General features: G+C 72.5%; 22 protein-coding genes. 3 read left to right on the top strand and 19 right to left on the bottom strand.

What is annotated here, in order from left to right:
- Positions 1-49: 49 nt before the first annotated feature.
- The 4 genes from ACZ6ZI_RS11860 to sbnA all read right to left on the bottom strand — a co-directional run bounded on the left by ACZ6ZI_RS11860 (position 50) and on the right by sbnA (position 3863).
- The gene (locus tag ACZ6ZI_RS11860; protein ID WP_469518953.1) at positions 50-1174 is read right to left on the bottom strand and encodes a beta-ketoacyl synthase N-terminal-like domain-containing protein; all 1125 of its coding nucleotides are present in this window, start codon (positions 1172-1174) and stop codon (positions 50-52) included.
- Positions 1171-2439: a beta-ketoacyl-[acyl-carrier-protein] synthase family protein gene (locus tag ACZ6ZI_RS11855; RefSeq protein WP_469518951.1), complete on the bottom strand. Its 1269-nt coding sequence runs from the start codon at positions 2437-2439 to the stop codon at positions 1171-1173. Before ACZ6ZI_RS11855 ends, ACZ6ZI_RS11860 begins: the two co-directional genes overlap by 4 nt.
- Positions 2436-2699, bottom strand: coding sequence for an acyl carrier protein (locus ACZ6ZI_RS11850; protein WP_249768267.1), 264 nt, complete (start codon positions 2697-2699; stop codon positions 2436-2438). Before ACZ6ZI_RS11850 ends, ACZ6ZI_RS11855 begins: the two co-directional genes overlap by 4 nt.
- A 126-nt stretch (positions 2700-2825) precedes the next feature.
- Entirely contained in the window at positions 2826-3863 is a 1038-nt protein-coding gene (gene sbnA / locus ACZ6ZI_RS11845; protein ID WP_363052710.1) for a 2,3-diaminopropionate biosynthesis protein SbnA, read from the bottom strand.
- Positions 3864-4041: 178 nt separating this feature from the next.
- Between sbnA and ACZ6ZI_RS11840 the strand changes: the two genes are divergently transcribed.
- The 3 genes from ACZ6ZI_RS11840 to ACZ6ZI_RS11830 all read left to right on the top strand — a co-directional run bounded on the left by ACZ6ZI_RS11840 (position 4042) and on the right by ACZ6ZI_RS11830 (position 7810).
- Positions 4042-5646, top strand: a complete 1605-nt coding sequence (locus tag ACZ6ZI_RS11840; RefSeq protein ID WP_469518948.1) for a tryptophan halogenase family protein — start codon at positions 4042-4044, stop codon at positions 5644-5646.
- A gap of 105 nt (positions 5647-5751) precedes the next feature.
- Positions 5752-6462: a flavin reductase family protein gene (locus tag ACZ6ZI_RS11835; RefSeq protein ID WP_469518946.1), complete on the top strand. Its 711-nt coding sequence runs from the start codon at positions 5752-5754 to the stop codon at positions 6460-6462.
- Positions 6449-7810: a cation:proton antiporter gene (locus ACZ6ZI_RS11830; protein WP_469518944.1), complete on the top strand. Its 1362-nt coding sequence runs from the start codon at positions 6449-6451 to the stop codon at positions 7808-7810. The genes ACZ6ZI_RS11835 and ACZ6ZI_RS11830 overlap by 14 nt, the downstream gene beginning before the upstream one ends.
- Before the next feature lie 123 nt (positions 7811-7933).
- On the opposite strand, the gene trpD is transcribed toward ACZ6ZI_RS11830, so the two are convergent.
- The 15 genes from trpD to aroF form a co-directional block, all read right to left on the bottom strand.
- Positions 7934-9031 (bottom strand): anthranilate phosphoribosyltransferase, encoded by a 1098-nt coding sequence (gene trpD / locus ACZ6ZI_RS11825; RefSeq protein WP_363052702.1) that lies wholly within the window; start codon positions 9029-9031, stop codon positions 7934-7936.
- Between the two features lie 35 nt (positions 9032-9066).
- Complete coding sequence (locus tag ACZ6ZI_RS11820; RefSeq protein ID WP_469518942.1) at positions 9067-9270, bottom strand: hypothetical protein; 204 nt, start codon at positions 9268-9270, stop codon at positions 9067-9069.
- A gap of 262 nt (positions 9271-9532) precedes the next feature.
- A complete protein-coding gene (locus ACZ6ZI_RS11815; protein WP_363053039.1) occupies positions 9533-10852 on the bottom strand; it encodes a class II 3-deoxy-7-phosphoheptulonate synthase in 1320 nt (439 codons plus the stop codon).
- Between the two features lie 23 nt (positions 10853-10875).
- A complete protein-coding gene (locus ACZ6ZI_RS11810; protein WP_469518940.1) occupies positions 10876-11472 on the bottom strand; it encodes an anthranilate synthase component II in 597 nt (198 codons plus the stop codon).
- Positions 11469-13010, bottom strand: coding sequence for an anthranilate synthase component I family protein (locus ACZ6ZI_RS11805; RefSeq protein ID WP_469518938.1), 1542 nt, complete (start codon positions 13008-13010; stop codon positions 11469-11471). Before ACZ6ZI_RS11805 ends, ACZ6ZI_RS11810 begins: the two co-directional genes overlap by 4 nt.
- Before the next feature lie 113 nt (positions 13011-13123).
- Entirely contained in the window at positions 13124-14158 is a 1035-nt protein-coding gene (sbnB, locus tag ACZ6ZI_RS11800) for a 2,3-diaminopropionate biosynthesis protein SbnB (RefSeq protein WP_469518936.1), read from the bottom strand.
- Positions 14159-14251: 93 nt separating this feature from the next.
- Positions 14252-17194 (bottom strand): AfsR/SARP family transcriptional regulator, encoded by a 2943-nt coding sequence (locus ACZ6ZI_RS11795; protein WP_469518934.1) that lies wholly within the window; start codon positions 17192-17194, stop codon positions 14252-14254.
- Positions 17195-17558: 364 nt separating this feature from the next.
- The gene (gene hisC, locus ACZ6ZI_RS11790) at positions 17559-18662 is read right to left on the bottom strand and encodes a histidinol-phosphate transaminase (protein ID WP_469518932.1); all 1104 of its coding nucleotides are present in this window, start codon (positions 18660-18662) and stop codon (positions 17559-17561) included.
- Between the two features lie 108 nt (positions 18663-18770).
- Positions 18771-19964, bottom strand: coding sequence for an NAD(P)/FAD-dependent oxidoreductase (locus ACZ6ZI_RS11785; RefSeq protein WP_469518930.1), 1194 nt, complete (start codon positions 19962-19964; stop codon positions 18771-18773).
- Positions 19965-19967: 3 nt separating this feature from the next.
- Entirely contained in the window at positions 19968-21293 is a 1326-nt protein-coding gene (larC, locus tag ACZ6ZI_RS11780) for a nickel pincer cofactor biosynthesis protein LarC (RefSeq protein WP_469518928.1), read from the bottom strand.
- On the bottom strand, positions 21290-22081 hold the full coding sequence (gene larB / locus ACZ6ZI_RS11775; RefSeq protein WP_469518925.1) for a nickel pincer cofactor biosynthesis protein LarB: 792 nt from the start codon (positions 22079-22081) through the stop codon (positions 21290-21292). Before larB ends, larC begins: the two co-directional genes overlap by 4 nt.
- Positions 22071-22940 carry an ATP-dependent sacrificial sulfur transferase LarE gene (larE, locus tag ACZ6ZI_RS11770; protein WP_469518923.1) on the bottom strand — a complete coding sequence of 290 codons (870 nt, stop codon included), beginning with the start codon at positions 22938-22940 and terminating at the stop codon, positions 22071-22073. The genes larB and larE overlap by 11 nt, the downstream gene beginning before the upstream one ends.
- Before the next feature lie 5 nt (positions 22941-22945).
- Positions 22946-24523, bottom strand: a complete 1578-nt coding sequence (locus ACZ6ZI_RS11765) for an isochorismate synthase (RefSeq protein ID WP_469518921.1) — start codon at positions 24521-24523, stop codon at positions 22946-22948.
- 2 nt (positions 24524-24525) lie between these two features.
- A complete protein-coding gene (locus ACZ6ZI_RS11760; RefSeq protein ID WP_469518919.1) occupies positions 24526-25653 on the bottom strand; it encodes a class I adenylate-forming enzyme family protein in 1128 nt (375 codons plus the stop codon).
- Between the two features lie 22 nt (positions 25654-25675).
- Positions 25676-26746, bottom strand: coding sequence for a 3-deoxy-7-phosphoheptulonate synthase (aroF, locus tag ACZ6ZI_RS11755; protein WP_469518916.1), 1071 nt, complete (start codon positions 26744-26746; stop codon positions 25676-25678).
- Positions 26747-26933: the final 187 nt, after the last annotated feature.

Genomic DNA, 26933 nt, shown 5'->3' with positions numbered 1-26933 from the left:
GGGGCGCGGGGGCCGGGCCGGGGGGCGCGGGCGGGCGCCCCCCGTCGGGTCAGCCGAGCCGCAGCAGGGTGGCTCCGACGGTGCCGTCCCGGTCCAGGGCGGTGACGAGCGCGAGCCGGTCCACCAGGGCGGGCCGGGCACCGGCGTGTGCCAGGACGGCGGCCAGCTGGAACGCGGCCGACGCGGCGGTGGCGTCGCCGACCAGGGGGCGTACGGTGATCCGTTCGCCCGCCACGCCGTCCAGCGCGGCCTCCTCCTGCTTGCCGAGCAGCCCGGGCGGGGTGCCGGGGGCGACGAGGGCCACGTCCGCGGCGTCCACGCCGGCGTCGGCGAGCACCTCGGCGACGCAGCGCGACAGCGCGGCCCCGGCCCGTCCGGTCTCCGGGAAGGCCCGGAAGCGGGAGCCGAGCACGGTGGCGAGCACCCGGCGGCCCCCCTCGCGGGCGGCCTCCCCGCTCTCCAGCAGGAACAGCGCAGCGCCCTCGCCGAGCGGGTCGGCCTCGGCGCCGCCGTGGTCGGCGACCCGTTCCAGCCGGGCCCGCTGGACGGAGAACTCCTCGGCCGCGCCGGCCAGGAGCGCGTTGGCGTGACCGCCGCGCAGCAGCCGGGAGGCGTAGTTCAGGGCCAGCAGGCCGGTGGCGGATCCGCCGGAGACGGTGACGTTGGGGCCCTTGAGGGTGTGCCGGATGGCACTCTGGCCCGTCGGGCAGTTCATCACCGTGTTGGGGAAGCGGGCCGGGTCGACGAGGTAGGGCTTGTCCCCCGTCAGCGCGTCCTTGGTGAAGTCCATGATGGACTGGACGCTGCCGGAGGTGCCGAGCACGAGGCCGGTCTTCTCCGGGTCGGCGGCCAGGCCCTGCCCGAAGTCCTCCAGGAGTTCGCCGACGGTGACGACGGCGATGCCGGTGGCCCGGTCCATGGAGCGGGTGCCCTTGCGGCCGAGGACCGCCTTGATGTCGAAGTCCGGGATCAGGCCCGCGTCCTCGTAGGAGACGGGCCAGGTGTCGGCGTCCACGGGGGCGGTCGCCCCGGTCCCCGCGAGGAGTCCCTCGGCGAAGGACCGCCGGCCGAGCCCGTACGGGGAGGTCACGGCCCAGCCCGAGATGACGAGCCGGCGCCCGCGGGGCTCCGCGTCCGTGTCCGTTGCCGTGTCCGTTGCCGTGTCCGTGCTCATGCGACCGCGCTCCTTTCTTCTTCCCAGTGGCCGAGGACCAGGACGGCGTTGTTGCCGCCGAAGGCGAGTCCGTTGTTCTGCACGACCTTGAGGTCGGCCTCGACCGCCTCGTTCGGTACGCAGTCCACGCCGCACTCCGGGTCCGTGGTGCGGTGGTTGATGGTGGGCGGGATGAACCCCTCGCGCAGGGCGAGGGCGCAGGCCGCCGAGGCCAGGGCGCTGGCGGCGCCCATGGTGTGGCCGATCATCGACTTGATGGAGACGGTGCGCGGCAGGTCCTCGCCGAACACCTGGCGGATGGCTCCGACCTCGGTGACGTCGTTGGCCTTGGTGCCGGTGCCGTGCGCGGAGATGAAGTCCACGTCGGCCGGCGTGATGCCGGCGTTGGCGTGGGCCGCGGTGATGCAGCGGGCGATCGAGTCCCGGTCGGGGGCGACCGGGTGGCTGGCGTCGCAGGACAGGCCGTAGCCGAGGACCTCGGCGTAGATCCGGGCGCCGCGGGCCAGCGCGGACTCCAGCGACTCCATGAGGAGGATGCCGGCGCCCTCGCCCGTGAGGATGCCCTGTCGGTCGGCGTCGAAGGGCCTGCACACGTCGGGGGCGATGGTGCCGAGCCGGTAGAAGCCGGTGAAGGTCTTGCGGCACAGGGCGTCGGCCCCGCCGCAGAGCGCCATCTCGACGTCTCCGGAGCTGATGGCGTCGTAGCCGTAGCCGACCGCGTAGTTCCCGGCGGCGCAGGCGGTGGGGACGGTGACCGTCTCCACGTCCTCCAGGCCGAGTTCGCGGACGATGCCGGCGGAGAGCCGGCCCGGCCAGACGCGGCGGGCCACGACGGGGTCGAGGGTGTCCTCGCCCTGGGCGACCTGGAGCCCGGTGAGGTGGTCCAGGTCGCGGGACTCGCCGTCGGTGGTGCCGATGGAGACCAGGGAGCGCCGGGCCCGGACGTCGGCCTCGGTGAGTCCGCCGTCGGCCACGGCCATACGGGCCCCGGCGACCGCGAACTGGGCGGCCCGGCCGAGCTCGTCGGCCGGCAGCTCCCGCAGCCAGGCCTCCGGCTCGAAGTCGGTGATCTCGCAGGCGTTGGAATGGGCGAAGCCGGTGGTGTCGAACGCGCTGATGGGCTTGGCCCCGCTGCGTCCGGCCCGCAGGCCCTCGGCGAAGGCGTCCACGCCCGTGCCGATGCTCGTCACGACACCGAGACCCGTGATCACCACCCGGTGCCGGGCAGCGGCGCGCTGCCCCGTCGCGGCCGTCCGGTACGTCACTTGCCCTCGGCCTCCGCGATCACGGCGTACACGCCGACCAGGTTGACCATGCGGCTGAGCTCGGCCTGCTCCAGCGTGATGCCGAAGACGCGCTCCAGGGAGGCGAGGATCTCGATGGTGCGCAGGGAGTCCGCGTCGTGCTCCTCCTTGAAGAGGCTCGTCTCGGTGACCTCGTCGAGGTCGAGTTCGAGGATGTCGCAGACGATTTCCTTGATCTGCTCCTTGCGCTCGGCGTCGAGGGCGGGGATCTGGGTGGTCATCCGAAGTACCTCCGATGAAGGGCGGTCCGGGACGGACCTGTCGGTGCCGTGCCGGGTGGACGCCCGGTGGGGTGGGTGGGTGGGGGACGTGCGTTGTGACCGATGGATCGATGGTGGGAGCGGCCGCTATCGGTGGCCTATATCGACCAGGCTCGGGGTGAGGCCGGCGGACCGGTCGTCCTTCCAGAGGTGCGAGACCTCTCCGAACTGCCGGTACACCCAGGCGTCGTCGTAGATCGTCTCCAGGTAGCGGTCGCCGCCGTCGGGCAGGACGAGCACCACGTTCGAGCCGGGGATGATGTCCGGCGCGATCCGTTCCAGCGCCGAGACGACGGCTCCGGAGGAGCCGCCGGCGAGGACGGCCTCGTGGCGGACGAGCCGCCGGCAGCCGACGACGCAGTCGAGGTCGCTGACGTGGATGACCCGGTCGGCGTCCGAGGGACGCAGCAGCCGCGGCACGACGGACGCGCCGTGGCCCGGGATGAGCCGGGTGCGGCGTTCCTGCGGGCCGAAGAGCACGCTGCCGAGGGCGTCCACCGCGTTGATGGTGGTGGTCATGCCGTGCCGGCGGATGTACTCGGCGCAGCCGCCGAGGGTTCCGCTGGTGCCGGCGGACACGACGAGCTGGTCGACGCGGCCGTCGAGGGCCTCGGCGATCTCGCGCATCGTGGTCTGGTGGGCGATCGGGTTGAGGGGGTTGGAGTACTGGTCGGGCCAGTAGGCGTCCGGGGTCTCGGCGACGAGGTCGGCGACGCGGCGCAGGCGGGCCGGCAGCAGCTCGCCGGTGGTCGGGTCGGGGTCGACGACGATCTCGACCTCGGCCCCGTAGGCCCGCAGGATCGCCACGTTCTGGCGGGTGGTCCGGGCGTCCACCACGCAGATGAAACGCAGTCCGAAATAGCCGCAGATCTGGGCGAGTCCGATGGCGAGGTTGCCGGAACTCGATTCGATGACGGTCGACCTGCCGGGAACGAGTTCCCCGGTCCTGATGCGCGCCAGCACCATGGAAAGTGCCGAGCGGTCCTTGATACTTCCTCCGGGATTGAACCGCTCCACCTTGGCGAACACCCGCGAGCCGAGGCCCGGCAGCAAACGCTCCAGTTCAATGAGCGGAGTTCCTCCCACGGTAGAGAGGATTCCCTTCGTCCCTTCGTCGTACGGCATCTGATGCAGCCATCCTCTGCTGGGAGTTGCGGGGTGCGGATACAGCGTGACGAGATTCGGCCAATCCGCTATATCGCCGCCATACGACCGGTTATAGCCGGCACATAGCGGCCGGCCGGAATCTGTTGCACATCGCACCACGGAACTCCCCATGCAGACGGAAGAGAGAGTCCCTCACATGACCGGCACCGACTCGCGCATTCAGAAAGTCGTCATCCTCGGCGGCGGTACCGCCGGCTGGATGACCGCCGCCTATCTCGGCAAGGCGCTCCAGGGCACCGTGGACATCACCGTCCTGGAGGCGCCGGCCATTCCGCGGATCGGTGTCGGCGAGGCCACCGTCCCGAACCTCCACAAGGTCCTCTTCGACTACCTCGGCATCGCCGAGGAGGAGTGGATGCGGGAGTGCAACGCCAGCTTCAAGATGGCGGTCCGCTTCGTCAACTGGCGCACCGGCGGCCAGGGCGAGCCGAACGCCCGCACGCTGGAGAACGGCGGACCGGACCACTTCTACCACCCGTTCGGGATCCTGCCCGACAGCGACAACGTCCCGATGTCCCACTACTGGGCGAAGTCGAAGCTGGAGGGCCAGACGGACGAGCCGTTCGACTACGCGTGCTTCCGCGAGCCCCCGGTCATGGACGCGAAGCTGTCCCCGAAGTGGATCGACGGCACCCCCTCCACCCGCTACGCCTGGCACTTCGACGCCGCCCTGGTCGCCGACTTCCTGCGCCGCTTCGCCACCGAGAAGCAGGGCGTCCACCACGTCCAGGACGAGATGACGCACGCGGAGAAGGACGAGCGCGGCTTCGTCACGGCCCTGCACACCAAGGCCGGCCGGGTGCTGGACGCCGACCTCTTCGTGGACTGCTCCGGCTTCCGCGGCCTGCTGATCAACCAGGCCATGGAGGAGCCGTTCATCGACATGAGCGACCACCTCCTGTGCGACAGCGCCGTGGCCACCGCGGTCCCGCACGACGACGAGGCGAACGGCATCGAGCCCTACACCTCCGCGATCGCGATGTCCTCCGGATGGACCTGGAAGATCCCGATGCTGGGCCGTTTCGGCTCCGGCTACGTGTACTCCAGCAAGTTCACGACGAAGGAGGAGGCCACCAAGGAATTCAGCGCCCTGTGGGGTCTGGACCCGGAGACGACGAAGTTCAACCACGTGAAGTTCCGCGTCGGCCGCAACCGCCGCGCCTGGGTCAACAACGTGGTGAGCATCGGGCTTTCCTCCGCCTTCCTGGAGCCGCTGGAATCGACCGGCATCTACTTCATCACCGCGGCCATCTACCAGCTCGCCAAGCACTTCCCGGACCGGAACTTCAACCCCGAGCTGGCCAACAGCTTCAACCGTGAGATCGAGGTGATGTTCGACGACACCCGCGACTTCATCCAGGCGCACTTCTACTACGCCCCGCGCAACGACACCCCGTTCTGGCGGGCGAACAAGGAGCTGACGCTCCCGCAGAACATCCAGGAGAAGATCTCCGCGTACAAGGCCGGTCTGGCGATCAACTCCCCGATCGCGGACGAGTCCACGTACTACGGGAACTTCGAGGCGGAATTCCGCAACTTCTGGACGAACGGCAGCTACTACTGCGTCTTCGCCGGCCTCGGTCTGGAGCCGGACGCCCCGCTGCCGATCCTCGCGCACAAGCCCGACTCCGTCGCCGGCGCCGAGGCCATGTTCGGCAAGGTGAAGCAGGAGCAGCAGCACCTGCTCGACACCCTCCCGAGCACCTACGACTACCTGCGCAAGCTGCACGGCAAGCAGTAGTCCCCGAGCTCCCTCCCCGATCGCTTCCGGTGCGCAGGCCCGGAGCCGGCCCCTCCCTCCGGCTTCCGGGCCCGCGCCGCACCCCAGCTTCAGGAGTAACCAGTCATGTCCCACACGCCCCAGCCGTCCCCGTCCGTCCGTCCCGGCAGCCCGTCCGCCGGTGCGGTCGAAACCGACATCAGGCCCCTGATGGCGGCCTTCCCGTCCGGCGTATCGGTGATCACGACGATCGGTGCGGACTCCGAACCCCGCGGTATGACCTGCAGCTCCCTCGCCAGCGTCGCGCTCTCCCCGCCGACCATCGTGCTGTGCCTGCGCACCGAGAGCCCCACCGCGCAGACCGTCCTGGAGACCGGTCACGTCGCGGTCAACCTGCTCCACGAGAACGCCCGCCCCGTCGCCGACCTGTTCGCCTCGGGCGCCGCGGACCGCTTCCAGCGCACCGAGTGGCGCCTCCCGCTGGGGGCCGGCGGCCCGCACCTGACGGAGGCCGCGCACGCCATCGCGGACGGGGAGGTGACCCACGCGGTCGAGTTCGGAACCCACACGGCGGTGTTCGTGCGCGTCACCCGCGTCTCGCAGCACGACGACGTCGACCCCCTGCTCTACGGCAAGCGCAGATACGCCCGCTGGACCGACGCCACGGGCGTCCCCGGACCGCCCGCCGCGGCCCCACCCCTGTCGGCGATATCCGCCGCCCCGGTCCAGGCGGCACCCGCCTCCGCGCCCTCCCCCGCCGCCTCCGTCGCGGCCGACCGGCCCGTCGCCCCGGCCGTCGCCGGCACCGCGAAGGAGGCCGCCCGTGTCAGCCCGTGACCCGCTTCCCGACCTGCTGATCGCGATCCCCGCGGTCATCATCGCCTGCAAGGCCGGCGCGATGCTCTTCCGCCGCATGGGTCAGCCGCCGGTCATCGGCGAGATCGCCGTCGGCATCCTGCTCGGCCCCTCGCTGCTGGGCTGGCTGTGGCCCGACGCCCAGACATGGCTGTTCCCCGGGACGGTCCTGCCGTTCACCGGGGCGTTCGGAAACATCGGTCTGCTGGCGTTCATGTTCCTGGTGGGCCTGGAGCTCAACCTCTCGGCCCTGCGCGGGCACAGTCGTACGGCCATCTCCGTCAGTCAGGCGAGCATCGCGCTCCCGCTGCTCCTCGGCACGGGCCTGGCGCTGCTGATGTACGACACGATGGCCCCCGACGGGGTCTCCAAGCTCGCGTTCGTCCTGTTCATCGCGGTGTCCATGAGCATCACGGCCTTCCCGGTGCTCGCCCGGATCCTCACCGACCGGGGCATGTACAACACGCGCATCGGCGCGCTGGCCATGGCCTGCGCGGCCGTGGACGACGTGACCGCCTGGTGCCTGCTGGCCGCCGTGGTCGCCGTCAGCACCAGCAGCTCCCCCGTCGAGGCGTTCACCACCGCGGCCCTCGCCGCGCTGTTCCTCGCCTTCATGATCTACGCGGTCCGGCCGCTGCTGGCGAAGTGGGCCGTACGGGCCGCCCGCACCGTCGACTCCGTCGTCCTGGTGGTCCTCTTCAGCGGCCTGTGCCTGTCCGCCTTCACCACCGACCAGATCGGCGTGCACGCCCTGTTCGGCGCCTTCGTCTTCGGTGTGATCACCCCGCGCGGCTCCCGCGTCATCGAGCTGTGCGCGGCGCGGCTGCGGGCCTTCACGATCCCGATCCTGCTCCCGCTGTTCTTCGTCAACACCGGGCTGAAGACCGACGTCGGACTGCTGGCCGGCGACCCGATGATGTGGGTGTGGGCCGCCGCGATCATGGCCGTCGCCTTCCTGGGCAAGTGGGGCGGCAGCACCGGCGCGGCCCGGGCCAGTGGCCAGTCCTGGCGGGACTCGATGCAGATCGGGGCGCTGATGAACTGCCGGGGCCTGACCGAGCTCGTGGTGCTGAACCTCGGCCTGGAGCTCGGTGTCATCGGACCCGAACTGTTCACGATGCTGGTGCTGATGGCGCTCGTCACCACCGCCGTCACCTCACCCGCGCTGTCCTGGATCCGGCGGGGCCTGCCACCGGGCGAGGACTCCGGGAACCTGCCCGACGGCCCCCTGGCCCACGAACCGGTGCGATTGCCGGCCAAGGCGGCGGCCCCGGCGACTGCGGGCGCGGCCCCGGCGACCGCCACGACCGCGGCGCCGTCCGGGCCCTGAGCACGGCCGCCGCCCGGCACCGCCCGGCACCGCCCGGCACCGCCCGCACCGCCGTGCGGCCGCGCCGTCCCCCCTCCCAGGGGACCGGCCCGGCCGCACGGCGGCGTCTGCGGGCGTCGCCGTTCACCGCCCCGCGGCGGCGAGCGGCGCTTCGGCGTGTCCGGCGGCGGCGCGCACCCAGCGGTCGAGCACGGCCTCGGCGGCCCCCGAGTCGAGGGAGGCCGCCGCCCGCGCGACCGCCGCCCGCAGCCGCTCGGTGACGTCGCGGCCCCGCGCCGGCTCGCCCGCGGCCAGCGCCGCGCCGGCCGAGAGCAGCACCGCGTCGCGCACCGCCCCGCGCTCCCCGCCGGCGAACAGCCGTCGGGCCACCGCCGCGTTGTACACGGCGTCGGCGCCGCGCAGGGCGTCCACGGGGGCGAACGGGATGCCGATGTCGCGGGGGTCGAAGGATTCCTCCCGAACCCTTCCCCCCTCGACGCTCAGCACCGTCGAGGTCGTGGTGACGCTGAGCTCGTCGAGCCCGTCGTCCCCGCGGAAGACCAGTCCGCTGCCGCCGCCGCGCGCCAGCACCCCGGCGATCAGGGGCAGGAGCCGCGCGTCGGCCACGCCGACCGCCTGGGCGGTGGGCCTGGCCGGGTTGGTGAGCGGCCCGAGCGCGTTGAAGACCGTCGGGATCCCCAGCTGCTTGCGGACGGTGGCGGCGTAGCGCATGGACGGGTGGAAGTCGGGGGCGAAGGCGAAGGTGATGCCCGCCTCCTCCACCAGCGCCGCCACCCGGGCCGGCGCGAGGCGCAGGGTCACGCCCAGCGCCTCCAGCACGTCGGCGGATCCGGAGGCCGAACTCGACGCCCGGTTGCCGTGCTTGACGACCCGGGCGCCGGCGCCGGCCGCGACGATGGCGGACATCGTGGAGATGTTCACGGTACGGGCTCCGTCGCCGCCCGTACCGACCACGTCGACCGTGGCGCCCGGTACGTCGAGGGGAACCGCGTGGTGAAGCATGGCGCGGACCAGGCCCTCCAACTCGCCGACCGTCTCCCCCTTGCCGCGCAGGGCGACGAGGAAGCCGGCGAGCTGGGCGTCGGTCGCCTCGCCGCGCATCACCTGGTCCATGGCCCAGGCGGTGTCGGCGGCGGCCAGGTCCCGACCGGCGAGCAGGGTCTCCAGCAGGACGGGCCAGGTGCGCTGTCGTACGGCCGGTTCTGGTCTGACGGTGGTCACTTGGATCCCCTCGGTGGGTGGGTTCGTGTGGAGGCTCAGTTCCACTCGTCGTGGTCCGGCGACGCGGACGCGGTCGCGGTCGGACGAGCCGGAGCCTGCGGGATGGTGGCGTCCGCCGTCACGCTGCTCGCGCTCTCCGCCGCACCCTCGTTCGCGATCTGCGCCCCACCCGCGACGGCCACCGCCGCGATGATCGCGATGGTGATGCGCTTGACCTGGGTGCGCCACGTGATCTGCATTTCTGTTCTCCCCCGTCGGCTTCTGCTTGAGCTCCGGTCTGTTCCGGTGAGAAGAACACTAGGAAGGGGCGGCTTCGAGCTGATATCGCTGCGTACATCGGAGCCACAGGATTTCGATAATGGCGATATAACCGCTGATCAGAGGGGGTCCCGATGGCGATAACGAACTTCGGGACCCCCCTTGACCACCGCCCTCGGTCCGCCTGAGGGACGCTTGAAAGTCCCTCGCCGACCCGACGGCGACAATGCGAGAAGCGGAGGCTCAGCGTTCCCGATACATTTCGGCCACCAGGAAGGCCAGATCGAGCGATTGCGTTCGGTTGAGCCGGGGGTCACAAGTGGACTCGTAGCGTTCGCTCAGTCCGTCCAGACTGACCTCCTCGCCGCCGCCCACGCATTCGGTGACGTCTCCCCCGGTGAATTCCAGGTGCACGCCCCCGGGATGGGTCCCGAGCTCGCGGTGGACCTCGAAGAAGCCCTTCACCTCGTCGACGATGTCGTCGAAGCGCCGCGTCTTGAGGCCCGAGGGGGCCTCGAAGGTGTTGCCGTGCATGGGGTCGCTCACCCACGCCACCGGCGCCCCCTCCGCGGCCGTCTTCTCCACCAGTTCGGGCAGCCGGTCGCGGACCCGGCCCGCGCCCATCCGGACGATGAAGGTGAGTCGGCCGGGCTCGCGTTCGGGATCGAGCCGCTCGATCAGCCTCAGCACGGTGTCGGAGTCGGTGGTGGGGCCCAGCTTGACCGCGATCGGGTTGGCGATCTTCGAGAAGAACTCCACGTGCGCCCCGTCGAGGTCGCGGGTGCGCTCCCCGATCCAGAGCATGTGACCGCTGGTGGCGTAGTGGCGCCCGGTCACCGGGTCCTCCCGGACCAGCGGCTCCTCGTACTCCAACAGCAGCCCCTCGTGGCTGACGAAGAACTCCACGGCGTGCTGGATGCGTTCGTCGGCCCCGCAGGCCCGCATGAAGTTGAGGGCCTGGTCGATCTGGGTGGCGAGCGCCGCGTAGCGTTCGCCGACGGGCGAGCGGGCCACGAAGTCCTGGTTCCAGGCGTGCGCCTGGCGCAGGTCCGCGTACCCGCCGGTGGTGAAGGCCCGTACGAGGTTCAGCGTGCCGGCGGCGGCCTGGTGCATCCGCAGCAGCCGCTCCGGGTCCGGTTCGCGTTCCCCCGGCTCGAAGGGGAAGCCGTTGACGGCGTCGCCCCGGTAGGCGGGCAGGGTCACCCCGCCGCGGGTCTCGGTGGGCTTGGAGCGGGGTTTGGCGTACTGCCCCGCCATCCGGCCGATCTTCACGACCGGTACGGAGGCGGCGTACTGGAGGACGAGCGCCATCTGGAGCAGGGTGCGCACCTTGCGGCGTACGGAGTCCTCGCGGACGTCCGCGAAGGTCTCGGCGCAGTCCCCGCCCTGGAGGAGGAAGGCCTCGCCCCGGGCCACGGCGCCGAGCCTCTGCTTGAGCTGCTCGCACTCGGCGGCCACCACCAGCGGGACGGTGTCGCGCAGGCGCGTCCGTACGGTGTCCAGGGCCCGGGGGTCGGGCCACTCGGGTTGTTGTGCCGCGGGCAGGGCCCGCCAGGAATCCACGTGCTCCACGAGATGCTCCTTTGTCACCCGACGAGGGTGTCTGCGGACGGGGTCCGTGCGGTGGTCAGGAAGTTCTGCAGGAGCCGCATGCCGCCGACCATGGTGATCGACTCGGGGTGGAACTGCACCCCTTCGACGGCCAGGGTGCGGTGGCGCAGGCCCATCACGTAGCCGTCGTCGACCGCGTGGGCGGTGGCGATCAGCTCCGGCGGCAGGGGCTGCTCGACGATGAGCGAGTGGTACCGGGTCGCGGTCATGGTGGTGCCGAGGCCGGCGAAGACCCCCGCGCCGTCGTGCGTGACCTCGCTGGTCTTGCCGTGCTTGAGCCGGTCGGCGACCCGCACCCGGCCGCCGTGGGCCAGGGCGATGGCCTGGTGGCCCAGGCAGATCCCGAGCAGCGGCACCCGCCCGGCGAAGCGGTGCACCAGCTCGACGTGGCCCGACTCGGCGGGGTGTCCCGGGCCCGGGCCCAGGACCACGGCGTCGGGGCGCCGCGCCGCGAGGGCGCCCGGGGTCTGGGTGCGGGAGCGGACGACCTCGGTGGTGGCGCCGAGGGTGCGCAGGTACTGGTCGATGATGTGGGTGAAGCTGTCGTAGGCGTCGACGAGCAGGACCTTCACGGCAGCAGCTCCTCACCGGTGAGCGCCCAGTAGGCCGCTCCCATCTTGTGCAGGGTCTCGCGCCACTCGGCGGCGGGCGAGGAGTCCGCGACGATGCCGGCGCAGCTCTGGGTGGAGTACGTCGACCCGTCGTGGGTGACGGTGCGGATGCACAGGGCGAGGCGGGACCACCCCCGGACGTCGACGAGGCCGACGGCGCCCGCGTACATGTTCCTCGGTTCGCACTCCAGTTCGGAGATGATCTCCATGGCGCGGATCTTGGGGGCGCCGGTGACGGTTCCGGCGGGGAAGGTGGCGGCCAGCGCCGACCAGGTGTCCTCCCCCGGGGCGAGCAGGCCCTCGACGGTGGAGACGAGGTGGAAGACGTGCGAGAAGGTCTCGACCGTCATCACCTCGGGGGCGTCGAGGGTGGCGGGCAGGCACACCCGGCCGATGTCGTTGCGGCACAGGTCCACGAGCATCACGTGCTCGGCCCGTTCCTTCTCGCTGGCGAGCAGGGCCTCGATGCGCGGACGGTCCACCTCCGGGTCCCCGCTGCGCGGGGTGGTGCCGGCGATGGGGCGCATGACGATGCGGTCGCCCTCGGTCCGGAAGAGCACCTCGGGGCTGGCGCCGATCAGCGTCGAGCCGTCGCGGGGGACGAGGTACATGTACGGGGAGGGGTTGCGGGCGCGCAGGCGCCGGTAGACGTCCGCGGGGGTCAGCGCGCTGTCCACCTCGATGCGGTGGCCGATCTGGATCTGGTAGATGTCGCCGACGCCGATGTGGCGCAGGCAGCGTTCCACGTGGGCCCGGAAGGAGGCCTCGTCGGTGCTGTCGCGGACGGCGCTCGGCGCGGGCGCCCCGGGGGTGCGACCCGCGGGCTCGCTCATGCCGGCGGTGAGCCGCTCCACGATCCCGGCGAGGTCGGTACGCGCCGCGGGGCCGCCGTCGGGGCCGAAGGCGCCCCCGGCGCGGGCCGCGAGGCGGACGGCGGTGCCGGCGTCGAGGTCGTACCAGACGGTGTCCTGGAAGAGGGTCAGGACGAGGTCGGGGGCGCCGTCGGCGGAGGCGGGCCGCTCGGGCAGTTCCTCCATGTACCAGGCGGCTCCGTAGCCGATGGTGGCGAGGAAGCCGAAGGCGTAGTCGGGGCGGGGGCTGTCGACGTCGAAGGAGGCCTGAACGGCCCGCAGCACGTCCCAGACCTGCCCGGGGCGCTCGAACAGACGGTCACCGCCGGGGCCGACGGCCAGGCCGAGCCGGTCGGCGACCTCGGAGAGGCGGGCCAGTACGGAGGGGACTCCGACGGCGGAGATCCGCCCGGGGTGGATCCGCAGCTCGGCGAGCCGGCCGAAGCCGACGACGGCGGAGTTCCCGTCGAACTCGGGGCTCTCCAGGGACTCCAGGAGGAAGACGTCCTGCCCGAACCGCGCCCGCAGGGCCTCGTACAGCTCCATCGGCGGGTGCGGGTCGAGGGGGGTCTCCTCGATGTGGACGCGCAGTGGGGGGCGGCCGTCGTCGGCCGGCGCCCGAGTGGTGGTGTCGAGCAGTGTGGTCACTGGTTCTCTTTCCTCGGAGGGCTCGGGACCGGGCCTGACCGGGCGGGGGTGGCGCGTGGGGGGCGTGTGGGGGGCGTGGCGCGTGGAGGGCGTGTGGGGGGTGCGGCGCGGACTCAGCCGTAGCGGCGCATCTCGTGGAAGAAGTCCTCGACGACGCCGAGGCGGCCCTGCTCGCGGAGGGTGTCGTGGATGTGGCGGCCGACGGCGAGGTCGAGGACGCCCAGTCCGAAGGGGGAGAAGAACACCGGCTTGTCCTCGGGGACGGCGAGCCGCCCGGAGAGCACGTCGTAGAGGGTGCCGTCGACGAATTCGCGGCTGCCGGTGAGCTGTTCGGCGAGGTGGGGGGAAGTGTCGGCCTTCAGGCAGTGCTCGATGTCGTCGACGACGTTGAAGCCGGAGAGGATCACCTCGGGCGACAGGTCGCGCAGCGAGACGTGCAGGACGAGCGGGTTGTGGGTGAACCAGTCCGGGTCGGTGACGTGGGGGGTGCCGGCGACGGTCGCGAAGACGACGAGGTCGCTCTCGCGGATCAGCTTCTCGGCGCTGTCGTGGACGGTGACCGGACCCTGCTCGCCGGAGCGGGCGAGGTAGTCGGCGAAGCCCTCGGCGTGCTCGGTGGACAGGTCGTGCACACCGATCTCGTCGAACTCCCAGCCGGTGCCCGCCAGGTACTGGTGGATGAAGCGGGCGATGAGGCCGACGCCGAAGAAGCCGATCCGGCGGGGGCGGCGACCGGCCGGGCTGAGCCGGTCGGCGGCCAGGGCGGCGGAGGCGGCGGTACGGGCCGCGCTGATGATCGAGGATTCCAGGCAGGCGATCGGGTAGCCGGTTTCCGGGTCGTTGAGGATCAGCACGGCGGAGGCGCGCGGAATTCCGGCCGCCACGTTCTCGGGGAAGCTGGAAATCCACTTCAGGCCGTCGACCGGCGCCTCTCCCCCGATGGACGCCGGCAGCGCGATGATCCGCGAGGTCGGACGGTCGGGAAAGCGCAGGAAATAGGACGGCGGATTCACCGTCCCGCCCTCGCCGTGCACCCGATAAGCGGATTCGATCAATCCGACCACATCGGGCGCACGGCCGTCGAGGACTTCGTGCACCTGGGCACCGGGAATCACGGCAAAGGAAGGCGCACCGGCCGTACGTGACATCGCAGACTCCACAACTTGGGCGGTTTTCTCGTCTGCGTTGACGCTAGGGAGCGCACTTATCGCGGGGTTATTGGCCGGTTACGCGGCCCGACCTCATCCCGGTGCGACCGCGTCCAGCTCCCGCAGCGCGCCGACGGCCTTCTCCTCCCAGGGCGGGGAGCCGATCCCCCGGAAGATGGCGAGCGCGGCGGTCACGTGCGCGCGGCCCTCCTCCGTACGGTCGTCGCCGCAGTGGAGCTGTCCGAGGCCCAGGCGGATCTGCCCCTCCAACAACGGCGTGTGGTTGCGCCGCGAGAGGTCCAGCGCCTCCAGGTACGTCTCCTCCGCCGACGCGACCGCCCCGGCCGACCTCCGGGTCTCCGCCAGGCCCAGCAGCGCGTACGCGAGGCCGATCAGGTCGGACTTCTCCTTGACGAGGTGGACGACGTCGGCGAAGGCCTTCTCCGCGGACTCCAACTGGCCCAGCGCGTGATGGGAACGGGCCAGCCTGTACGTGGCCAACGCCATGCCCCGCTTGCCGCCCGGATTGCTCTCGCAGACCCTGACGGCCTCCTGGCTCAGCTCCAGCGCGGACTCGGGGCAGCCCTGGTCGAGTGCGAACTGGGCCATGTTGTGGAGCGCGGACGCGACGGCCACCCGGTCGCCCTCCTCCCGGAACACCGGCAGCGCCTCCTTCAGTCGCGCCATCCCCTGCTCGTAGTCCCCCCGGATCCGGTCGATGAGCGAAAGGTTGCTGAGCGCGAGCGCCCCGCCATGGGCGTGTCCCGCCTCTCGGTAGAGCGAGAAGGCGGTCTCCTGCCGTTCGGCCGACTCGGAGAGATGGCGCAGCCGCAGTTCGACCACGCCCAACTGCATGTGCATGGCCGCCTGCCCGCGGAGGTTGCCGGCAGCCCGCGCCGCGTCGAGGGCGTGGTTGCTGCACTCCTGCCAGTCCTCCAGGTAGTTGCGCGTCTCGAAGAGCACCTGCATGGTGTTGACGAGGTCCCAGGCGAGATCGTGCATGCCCAGCCGGGCCGACTGCTCGACGACCGCCACCAGAGAGAGACGTTCCGCCTCGAACCATTCCAAGGGGGACGTCACCAACTCGTCCAGCAGGAACGCGTCGATCTCCCGGCGCGGCACCTCGCCGTGCACGATGTCGTGATCGCCGCCGTTCTCCCGCCGGTGCGCCTGTTCCGCGATGGTCAGGCAGGTGCGGAAGACCCGGTCGCAGGCCTCCAGGCGGTCCTCCTCGCTCTCCTCCGCCCGCGCCAACTCGTCCGCGTACAGCCGCATCAGGTTCTGGAACCGGTAGCGCAGCTGGCCCGTGGCGTCGACTCCGACGACCTCCAGGAACTGCGCGTCCACCAGGTGCTCTATGAGCCGTTCCGCGTCCAGGACGTCCTGGTCCATCAGCGCGGCCCCGACCCATGCCGTGAAGTCGGGTACGCCGAGCAGCCCCAGCAGCCGGTACAGCCGGGCGGCGTCCTTGTGCAGGTAGCGGTAGCTCAGTTCGAAGCTGGCCCGGATCTGGGACTCGCCCTGGCTCAGCTCGTCCAGCCGGCGGCGGCCGTCGGTGAGCCGGGTGACGAGGTGGCGCACCGTCCAGTGCGGCTTCGAGGCGAGCCGGGCGGCCGCGATGCGCAGGGCCAGCGGGAGCCGGTCGCACAGCTCGACGAGCCGCGCGGACTCGGCGGGCGCCGCCAGGACCCGGGCCTCGCCGACGATCCGGCCCAGCAGCTCGACGGCGTCCTCCTCGGGCAGCAGGCCCAGGTGGACGCGGGCCCGCTGCGGCCAGGTGATGAGCTGCTCCAGCTGCTCGCGGCTGGTGACCAGCACCGTGCAGCCGCCTCCGCCCGGCAGCAGCGGGCGGATCTGCGCGAAGGTGCGGACGTTGTCGAGGACGATCAGCACGCGGCGTTCGGCGAGCACGCTGCGGTAGAGCGCGATCCGGTCCTCCAGCCCGTTGGGCACGTCGTCGCTGTCGACGCCGAGGGAGCGCAGGAATCGGCTGAGGATGTCGCCCGCGGTGGTCGGGGCGTGGTGCTCGTCATAGCCGCGCAGGTCGGCGAACAGCCTTCCGTCCGGGTACTGTTCAGTAACCCGGTGCGCCCAACGGACGGCGAGACCGGTCTTGCCCACGCCCGCGACCCCGGTGATCAGGCCGACCGTGGGGGTGCGCGCACCGTCGTCGCCCTGGCCGTCCACCAGGGTGTCGAGGGAGGCGAGTTCCTCGCTCCGCCCCGCGAACCCGGGTACGTCGGGCGGTAGTTCGGAGGGGACGACCTGTCCCCGGGTCGGCGCCGGCTCCGGCGCGGCCTCCAGGGGCGCCGCCCCCAGTGAGGGGTCGTCGCGCAGGATCGCGTCGTGCAGTTCCTGGAGTTCGGGGCCCGGCTCCATGCCCAGTTCGTCGATGAACTGGCGGCGCGCCTCCCTGAAGCTCTCCATCGCCTCGGCGCGCCGGCCCGACCGGTACTGCGCGAGGATCAGGTGGTAGCGGGTGCGTTCGCGCAGAGGGTGTTCTCTTACCGTCGCGGCGAGTTCGGGCAGCAGGAGCTGGTGGCGTCCGAGGTCGAGCTGCACACTCGTCAGCGCCTCGTAGGCGTTGATGCGGACCTCTTCCCAGCGGGCCGCCTCGTCCTCGACGAGCTGGCCGGTCACCCCGGCCAGGGCTGGGCCTCTCCACAGGGCGAGGGCCTCCGCGTAGAACCGGGCCGCGTCGGCGGGCCTCTGTTCGCGTACGGCGATCTCCGCCTCGGCCACCAGGGTGGTGAAGGTGGCGGTGTCGAGTGCGTGGCCGTCGGCGCGCAGCAGGTACCCGGGATGCGCGGTGGCGATGACCTCGTCGGTCACGCCCTCGGTCTTGAAGGCCTTGCGCAGGGCCGCGATGACGATCGCGACCTGGGTGCGCGCGGTGGCCGGAGGCCTCCCGTTCCAGACTACGTCCACGAGTGTGTCAACCGGCACAATCCGCCCGGGACTCAGGAGCAGAAGGGCCAGAATCGTACGTTGCCGGGCACCTCCTACCGGAACCGACCGCTCCCCCACGGTGGCCATAAGTGGACCAAGAATTCTGAAACTGAGTCGCTCGCCCAATGTGTCTCCCCCCGTCACTGACCGGGCCCGGCCAGCCTGTGCAGCCTACCTGTCTGTCGCTGACAGAAAAGAGGCACGGCACAAGCCATGTGGCTGGTGGGGCACCCATGACCGAAAGCTGATCCGTCATGTGGCGATTGGCTTGAACTCATCCTTCGGGCTCTCCCCGGGTCCTCGTCGGGAGGGCAAACATCAAGCCAATCGGCGGCAAACCGGAAGCCCCCGCCGGGGCCCTCGAAACCCGTCACCGCAACCAACGAAGGCCGCCCGCCGAGGTTGCGCGTGACGCGCTGCCCCGGCGGGCGGCCTGTTCACCGTGCTCCGGTCAGTCCCCGGCGAAGACCGCCGCAAGGGCGGCCGTGGCCGCGAGGAAGGCGTCGTTCTCCTCCGCGGATCCGATCGATACCCGCACCCCGTCGCCCGCGAACGCCCGCACCGCCACCCCCGCCTCGGCGCAGTGCGCGGCGAAGGCGAGGGCCTGTTCGCCCAGCGGGAGCCACAGGAAATTGGCCTCGCTGGGGTCGACGCTCCACCCCTGCTCGGTCAGTCCCGCGCGGACGCGGGCGCGCTCGGCCGTCGTGACGTCGACCCGGGCGCTCAGCTCGGCCCCCGCGCGCAGCGCGGCGAGCGCCGCGGCCTGGGCGAGGCCGCTCACCCCGAAGGGGACGAAGGCCTTGCGGATCGCCGCGATCGCGACCGGGTGGCCGACCGCGTAGCCGACGCGCAGCCCCGCCAACCCGTAGGCCTTCGAGAAGGTGCGCAGGACCACCAGGTGGGGCCGGCCGGCCCGCAGGGTCAGGGCGTCGGGGACCTCCGCGTCGCGGACGTACTCGTGGTAGGCCTCGTCGACGACCACGAGGCAGTCGGCGGGCACCCGGTCGAGGAAGGCCTCCAGCTCGCCGCGGCGCACGACGGAGCCGGTGGGGTTGTTCGGGTTGCAGACGAGGACCAGCCGGGTCCGCGCGTTGATCGCGTCGGCCATCGCCGGCAGGTCGTGCGCCCCGTCGCGCAGCGGGACCTCGACGGGCGTCGCGCCGGAGAGCCTGACCAGGAAGGGGTACGCCTCGAAGGAGCGCCAGGCGTGGACGACCTCGGCGCCGGGCTCGGCGACGGCCTCCAGGAGCATCCGGGTCACGTCGACCGAGCCGGTGCCCACGGCGATCTCGTCCTCGGCGACACCGAGGCGCGCGGCGAGCGCGGCGATCAGCTCGACGCAGTGGTTGTCCGGGTAGCGGTTGACCGCGAGGGCCTCCTCCCGGATGGCCTCGACCACCGACGGGAGCGGCCCGTACGGGTTCTCGTTCGCGGCGAGCGGGTACGAGCGGCCCTGGGGGGACACGACCGCCTTGGCCGGTGTGAAGCCCACGATCCGGTCGAGCACCGAGCGGAACCGGGGCGTCGTCGGCGCGGGGCGGGCGGGTTCGGACATGCGGGGGTCTCTCCTTCTCTCGTTCTGTCGCGCGGTACCAGCGGTACTGGGGCCTGTCGTCACACTCCTGTCGTCGCCCGGAGGCAGGCGGGAGTGTGACGACAGGCCCTAGGAGGTGCGGACGGCCTTGCGCAGCGGCACGTCCGGATCGGTGAGCAGGTCGACGTCCAGCGCGACGCCGTCGGCGATCAGTCGCCGGGCCTGTACGAGGTCACGCGGCCGGTCGACGGTGAGGACGGCCTCCAACCGGTCGCCCGCGAGCCACAGCACGGCCCGGTCGGAGCCGTCCGGCGCGCCGCGCGACACCTTCCGGTCGGCCGCCGCCTGGTGGCCCGCGTACTGCACCATCCGCCCGAACTGCTCCGACCAGAAGTACGGCACCGCGTCGTAGACGGCGTCGTGGCCCAGCAGGCTCGCGGCGGCGGTCTCGGGGGCGTTCAGCGCGGTGTCCCAGTGCTCGACGAGCAGCCGGCGCCCGTACCGCCGCGACCACCACGCGGCGCAGTCGCCGACCGCCACCACCTCGGGCCGTGAGGTGCGCAGCGAGGCGTCGACGACGACGCCGCGGTCGACGGCGAGCCCGCTGCCGTCGAGCCAGTCCACCTCCGGGCGCGCCCCGACGCCGGTCACGACCACGTCGGCCTCGACGCGGGTGCCGTCGGTCAGGGTCGGCCCGCCCTCGTCCACCGAGGCCACCGCCACCCCGCAGCGCAGTTCGACGCCGGCCTCGGCGTACCAGGGGGCGGTCAGGGCCCCGGCCGCCGTGCCGAGGGCGCCGGCGAGCGGGGCGGCGGCGGACTCCAGGACGGTGACCCGGCAGCCGCGCGCGGCGGCGGCGCCCGCCACCTCGGCGCCGATCCAGCCCGCGCCGATGACGACCACGCGCGCGCCCGGGGCGAGGGCGCCGCGCAGGCCGCGCGCGTCGTCCAGGGTCCGTACGACGTGTTGCGGACCCTCGCCGGGCAGCCGGACGGGGGTGGCGCCCGTCGCGAGGACCAGCCCGTCGTACTCCAGCGCGCCCGCGTCCGTCTCCAGGACCCCGCCGGACCGGCCGGTGTGCGGGCGCAGGGCACGGGCCCGTACGCCGAGGCGCGGGGCGCAGGCGAGCGCGTCCCAGTCGGCGGGCAGGGTGGTGTCGTCGGTCGCGCCGGCGAGGACGGCCTTCGAGAGCGGGGGCCGGTCGTAGGGGGCGTGGGGTTCGGCTCCGACGAGGGTCAGTCCGCCCTCGTAGCCCTGGGCGCGCAGGGCTTCCGCGGTGCGCAGGCCGGCGAGTCCGGCGCCGACGACGATCACGTTCCTCATGGCTCAGGCCTCCGGTTCCTGTGCGGCGGCGATCGATTTGGCCAGGGCCGTCTTGACGGGGATCCGCAGGTGTTCGGCGGCGGCCACCACGTCCTCGTACTCGGGCTGGGCGTTGACGGTGCGTCCGCGCAGGGTGGCGACCTTGACGCGGACGGGGGCGCCGTCGAGGAAGACGGTGGTGAAGGCGCGTTCCAGTTCGCTCTTGGCCACGGTGTGCGTGCGGGTGCCGATGGTGGAGGTCTCGGTGGTGATCGTCTCGCGCACCAGGGGCAGCAGGGCGGGCGGGCAGAGCACCGACAGGGTGTGGGCGGGGCGGCCCTTCTTCATCAGGATGGGGGTGAGCCAGGCGTCCGAGGCGCCGACGGCCATGAGGCGCGCCAGGACCTGGGGCCAGATCCGCGGGTCGAGGTCGTCGACGTTGGCGCTGACGACGACCGCCTCCGTGCCGGTCTCCGGGACGGCGGGCGGCGGCGGTCCGGTCGGGGTGCCGAGGACGACGCGGACCACGTTCGGTTGTCCGGGCAGGTCCCGGGAGCCGGCCCCGGTGCCGAGGGCGCTCAGGGTGAGCGGGGGCATGGCGCCCCAGGCGGAGCAGAGGGTGAGGACGAGCGCCGCCCCGGTCGGGGTGCACATCTCGTACGGGAGTTCGCCGGAGCGGGCCGGGGCGCCGTGGTCGGCGAGCAGGCGCAGGACCGCCGGTACGGGGACGGGGATGTCGCCGTGGGCGGCGCGGACCCGTCCGCTGCCGAGGACCAGCGGGGTGGCGGTCGCGGTGGTGAGGCCCAGGGCGTGGAAGGCCGCGCACACGCCGACGACGTCGGCGATGGCGTCGAGGGCGCCGACCTCGTGGAAGTGGACGTCGTCCACCGGGATCCCGTGGACGGCCGCCTCGGCGCGGGCCAGGCGGGCGAACACGGACTGGGCCGACTCCCGTACCGCCTCGGGGAGGTCGGCGGCGGCGAGGGTGGCGCGGATGGAGCCCCAGGTGCGGTGGTGGGAGTGACCGGGACGAGGGTGGTCGTGGTCGTGGTCGTCGTGGTCATGGTCATGGTGGTCGTGGTCGTGGTCGTGATCGTGATGGGGGTCATGCCCGGCGTCGTGAGCGGCGTCGTGAGCGGCGTCGTGCGCGGTGTCGACGTGGACCTTCGTCGCCGCCAGCCCGCACCGGGTGACGCGCTCCACCCGCAGGGTGATCTCGCCGGGGGCCACGGCGTCCACGGCTCGCCGGACCTCGTCCAGGGGCGCGCCCGCGTCGAGCAGCGCGCCCAGGAGCATGTCGCCGGAGGCTCCCGAGGAGCAGTCGAACCAGGCGTCGGTCGCCGCGCTCACGGCTTCACCGCCGTACGACGGGTCATGCGCGCGGCGGCGACGGCCGCCCCGAAGCCGTTGTCGATGTTGCACACCACCACGCCCGGACCGCAGGAGTTGAGCATGGTGAGCAGCGGAGCGATGCCGCCGAAGGCCGCGCCGTAGCCGACGCTGGTCGGGACCGCGATGACGGGGGCGCCGACGAGCCCGGAGACCACGCTCGGCAGGGCCCCGTCCATGCCGGCGACCACGATCAGGCAGTCGGCCGCGTCGAGTTCGTCGCGGACGGCCAGCAGCCGGTGGATGCCGGCCACCCCGACGTCGCGCACCTGGTCGACGTCACAGCCGAACTCCCGGGCCACGAAGGCCGCTTCGCGCGCCACCGGTTCGTCCGAGGTGCCGGCGGTGACCACCAGGACCCGGCCGCCGGCGCCTTCGCGCGGGGGGCCGACGGCGGCGCAGCGGGCGACGGGGTCGATCCGGGCCCCGGGGAAGGCGGCGAAGACCGCCTCCAGCGCCTCGTCGGGCAGGCGGGTGGCCAGGCCGGAGCGCCCGCCCGGCTGGTCGCGGAGCGCCTCCAGCAGGGCGACCGTCTGCTCCGGGGTCTTGCCCGCGCCGTAGACCACCTCGGGGTCCCCGGTGCGCAGGGCGCGGTGGGTGTCCAGGCGGGCGAAGCCCAGGTCCCGGGTGCCCGAACGGTCGGCGCCGCCGTCGAGGGGGCCGCGGACCAGGGTCCGCAGGGCCTCCTCGGCGGTTTCGGCTCCCGAGGAGACCCGCGTCAGCAGTGCGTGGACTTCTTCACGATCCATGGCCGATCTGTTCCCTGGTCTCTTCGGTCTCGTTGAGTGATCCGGAGCGGAATCCGCGGGGGTCGACCTCCACGGAGGCGAACCCGGTGCGGCGTACGGCGTCCAGCGCCGGGGCGCAGGCCGCGACCGCTTCGACGGCCGCCGGGTCGACCTGGATCAGCGCCCGCCGCCCCAGGTCGCGGACCCGCAGGTCGTAGCTGGCGATGCCGGCGCGGCGCAGGCCGTCGCGCAGGGCCTGTTCGGCGGCGTCCACCCGGGCGAGGCGTTCGCGGGTGATGGCCAGGCCGTAGGCGACCCGGCTGGAGAGGCAGGGTGCGGCGGGCTTGTCCCAGGTGCGCAGGTTCCAGTGCCGGCCGGCGGCGCGGACCTGCCGTTTGGTCAGGCCGGCGTCGGCCAGCGGGGTGACCGCGCCGTGGGCCGCGGCCGCCCGGATGCCCGGGCGGAAGCGGTCGGTGAGGTCGTCGGCGTTGGTCCCGGTGGCGACGTGGGCGAGGCCGTGTTCGGCAGCCACCGCGACGAGCCGGCCGACCAGTTCGTCCTTGCAGAACCAGCAGCGGGAGCGGGAGTTCTCGCGGTAGCCGGGGGATTCCATCTCGTGGGTGGCCACGAAGGTGTGGGGTGCGCCCAGTTCGTGGACGATCTCCCGTACGCCGTCCCGTTCGCGGTGGGAGAGGCTCGCCGAGTCCCCGGTGGCGGCGAGCACCCGGCCGGGGCCGAGCGCGCGCACGGCCGCGGCCAGCAGCAGGGCGGAGTCCGTGCCGCCGGAGAAGGCGACGACCACCGATCCCAGTTCCGTCAGCCGGCGGTGCAGGGCGGCGAGTCCGTCGAGGGGGACGGGGTCGTCCGGGTCGGGCCGCATGCCCGTCACTCGATTTCGAGGGCGGACGTCATGGCCTGGAGCTTCGCGCAGGTCTCCTCGTACTCGGTCTGCGGGTCGGAGTCGGCGACGAGCCCGCAGCCCGCGTACAGGGAGGCGTTGGCGCCGTCGAGGAGCGCGGAGCGGATCGCGACGGCGAACTGGCCCTGGCCCCGGTGGTCGGCCCAGCCGACGGCTCCGGCGTACCAACTGCGGTCGAGGCCCTCGTTGCGGTCGAGCCAGTCGAGGGCCTGCGCGCGCGGGTGGCCGCCGAGGGCGGGGGTGGGGTGGAGGCACTCGACGAAGTCGAGGACGCCCGTCGGGGAGTCGCCCGACAGCCGGCCGCGCACCTTCGTGGACAGGTGTTGCACGGTGGCGAGTTTGACCACGCGCGGCGGCGTCTCGGCTTCGACCTCGGCGCAGGAGTCGGCGAGGGCGCGGCGCAGCATCCGGACGACGACCTCGTGCTCGTGGCGGATCTTGGCGCTGTCGACCAGCTCCCGCTCGTGGGCCTCGTCCTGTTCGGGGGTGGCCCCGCGCGGGGTGGTGCCGGCCAGGCCGAGGGCGTGCACGGTGGGGCCGTCGACGCGTACGAGGTATTCGGGGGTGGCCCCGAGGAAGGTGCGCCCGTCGTGGTCGACGGCGAAGAGCGTGGCGGCGGGGTTGGCCTCGCGCAGGCGGCGTACGGCGCGCGGCACGTCGAAGGCGCGGGACGCGGTGACGCGCAGCTCGCGCGCCAGCACCACCTTCTCGAAGGCGCCGGCGCGCATGCCGTCGGTGGCGTCGCGCACCAGTCGCTTCCAGTCCTCGGCGGCGGGGAGTTCGGCGCACGTGTGGGTGCGGGCGGCGGGCGACGGGGGCGCCGCGGGCGGCTCCGACGCCGGGTCCGCCTCGGCGGGCAGGCAGGCGGCGGCGAGGGCGGCGAGTCGCTCGGCCGCGCGCTCGGGGTCGTCGCCGGGCGACAGTACGGCGTTGAGCCGCAGTTCGGCGTGGCCGGGGGCCCGGGGGGCCTCCGGGGTGGGTTCGAGGCTGCGGATCTGCAGCGCGGGGACCCACATCAGGGTGTCGGGGAGCCGCCCGGGTGATGCTCCCCGGTCGGGGGCGAAGGCGAAGCCGCCAACGGCCAGGGGGCCTTCGCCGGTGCCGAGGGCGTCGTCGCCGGTGCCTCCGGCGACGAGGTCGCGGACGAGCCGGGTCCACTCCTCGCGGACGGAGCGCACCCGGTCGGCGCCGTGTCCTCGCAGGTCGTGCGCGGTACCGAGGGCGATGAGGGAGCCCTGGTCCCAGGCCGACCGCCACAGCAGGGCGCGCGGGGTGTGGAGCCTGGCCCGGCCCCAGAGGGCGAGCGGGTCCACCCCGGGTAAGGGCGCGGCCCAGGCGGCGAGGGTCGGGCGTCCGGTGCGGCGGGCCCGGTCGGCGGCCCGTACGCAGGTGGCGAGCAGGCCGCGCGGGTCGGTGGGGTCGAGCGGGTCGCCGGGGCGCGGCGGGGCGGGGGCGACGCCGGGTGCGGTGGGTGCGGGGCGGGGCGGCGCCGTACGGGACGACGGGGCGGTGCGGGGCGGCGCGGTGCGGGACGGGGTCGCCATGCTCAGTACACCCCTTCGATGGCGGTCGGGCCGCCCTCGACGGTGAGGGGTTGTACGTCGGCCAGGCCGTCCTGCGGGTACCGCGCGGTGGGCCGGACGCGGACCACGGAGTCCCGCTCCAGGGTCCAGGGCAGCAGCAGGTCGCGGGAGACGAGGCTGATCCTGGCCTGGCCGCGCTCGCCGTGGGCCACCGGGGTGAGGGTGTCGTCGGGGTCCACGACCGTCACGCGGCTGTAGGGGTGGAAGGGGACGAAGACGCAGCGTTCCTCGTCCTGTCCGCCCGCGTACTGTCCGCCCGCGTCCTGTCCACCGGCGCGTGGACGCTGCGGAGCGATGCCCATCATCGTGTTGCCGTAGAGGCCGACGACGACGGCCTGCGGGAAGAGTTCGTCCTCGAAGACGGCGAGCGTCTCGGGGCTGACGCTGGTGCCGGCCCAGATGATGCCGCGGACCTTCTCGCGGACCAGGTCCAGCAACCGCTCGTCGGCGGCGATGGCCTCCAGCACCGGCGGGGTGGCGAACAGGACGGACACGGGCTGGGTGGCCAGGACGTCGTGGGCCTGCGCCAGGATGTGGCGCACGTAGCGGCCCGCCTCCTCGGCCCGTCCCTGCTTGACGCTGCTCTTGACCCAGCGCGGGTCGAAGTCAATGTAGTGGCAGAAGGTGGTGCGCAGTTGGGCCAGCAGACCGATGGACCGGCCGACGATGTGCGGTCCGGTGGGCCCGATGTGCAGCCAGTGTCCGTCGCCCTCGCCGGGAATCCCGTGCTCGGCCAGGACGGTGCTCACCCACAGCACGCCGTTGCGGCGGGAGTGCGATTCGACGATGCGCTTGGGGCGTCCGGTGGTGCCGCCGCTGTCGAATACCTGGAAGTTCCAGCCCTGTCGGCCGATTCCGGCGGGGACGAGCGCGTCGACGGGTATGTCGCGCCATTCCTCGCTGACATCGGGGAAACGGTCGAGGTCTTCCCAGGTCGCGATGTCGGTCAGCGGGTCGAAGTCCAGTTGCGCGGCGCGTTTCACCCAGTACGGGGAACCGGTTTCGGGAGAGAAGTGCCATTGCATCGCGGCGCGGATGAACTCTTCCGGTGCGAGGTCCGCGGTGAAGGGCTCAGGAGTGTCGTCCGGCATGTGGGTCTCCAGGAGGATGCGGTCAGACGGAGGCGAGCGTGTGCGCCCGGGTGGGGGCGAGCGTCCGGCCCACGGCTTCGACGACGGGGGCGAGGCGGCCCATGACGGCGGCGAACTGCTCGCCGTCCAGCGCCTGGGCGCCGTCGCACATCGCGTTGCGCGCGTCCGTGTGCACGTCGATGATCAGACCGTCGGCGCCGCAGGCCGCGGCGGCCAGCGACATGGGCCCGACGAGGTGGGGCCGTCCGGTGCTGTGGCTGGGGTCGACGATCACCGGCAGGTGGGTCAGTCGCTTCGCCTCCGCAACGGCGCTGAGGTCGAGGGTGAAGCGGGTGCTGCGCTCGTAGCTGCGGATGCCGCGCTCGCACAGGACCACGTCGCCGTTGCCGGTGTGCATGAGGTACTCGGCGGCGAGCAGCCACTCCTCGACGGTCGCGGACATGCCGCGCTTGAGGAGGACGGGCCGGCCGCAGGCGCCGGCCTCGCGCAGCAGCTCGAAGTTCTGCATGTTGCGGGTGCCGATCTGGAGCATGTCGCTCTCCTCGGCGACGACCTCCACGTCCTTCGGGGTCACGACCTCGGTGACCACCGGCAGTCCGGTGCGCGTGCGCTGCTCGGCGAGGAGGGTCAGGCCCGCGACCCCGAGGCCCTGGAAGCTGTACGGGGAGGTGCGGGGCTTGAAGGCTCCGCCGCGCAGGACGGCCGCGCCGCTCGCGACGACGGTGTCGACGGCCGCGTTCATCTGTTCCCGGCTCTCGACGGCGCAGGGGCCGGCGACGACGACGAATTCCGGCCCTCCGAACACCGCGGGGACGGCATTGCCGACCCGCACCGGGCTGTTTTCCGGCCGCAGCAGCCGACTGGTCAGACGCTGCGTCCCGGGGACCGTGACGACGCGTTCGACGAAGGGGAGTTCCTCCACGGTCGACGTCAGTTCGGCGGGGGCGATCCCCTCGCTGACGACCATGGTGGATTCCATGACGGATACGACCACGGAAGACATCGCGCGGTCGTGGAGTCTTTCCTTGACGGATTCAATCTGTTCACGGGTGGCGTGCGAATGCAGAACCACAATCACGTCGGCGCCTTCCATTTGATCAATCACTGGATTTCGGCGTTCAGATCGCGGCGAGGCTAGCGCATCGGGTTTTGGCCAAGCAACCACCAGATATGGAGGCCACGCCTCCGTACACACTTCCGGCCAAGATCGAAAAGTGGCCGGAAATTACCCGAAGGAGCGGGTTCCGGAGGCACACAATTGGAAGGTTAAAATCCAGATA

This window comes from Streptomyces sp. NPDC103540 (genome assembly GCF_055584445.1).
The sequence above is the reverse complement of the archived record's forward strand: the minus strand, read 5'-3'. Positions and strand labels throughout refer to the sequence as shown.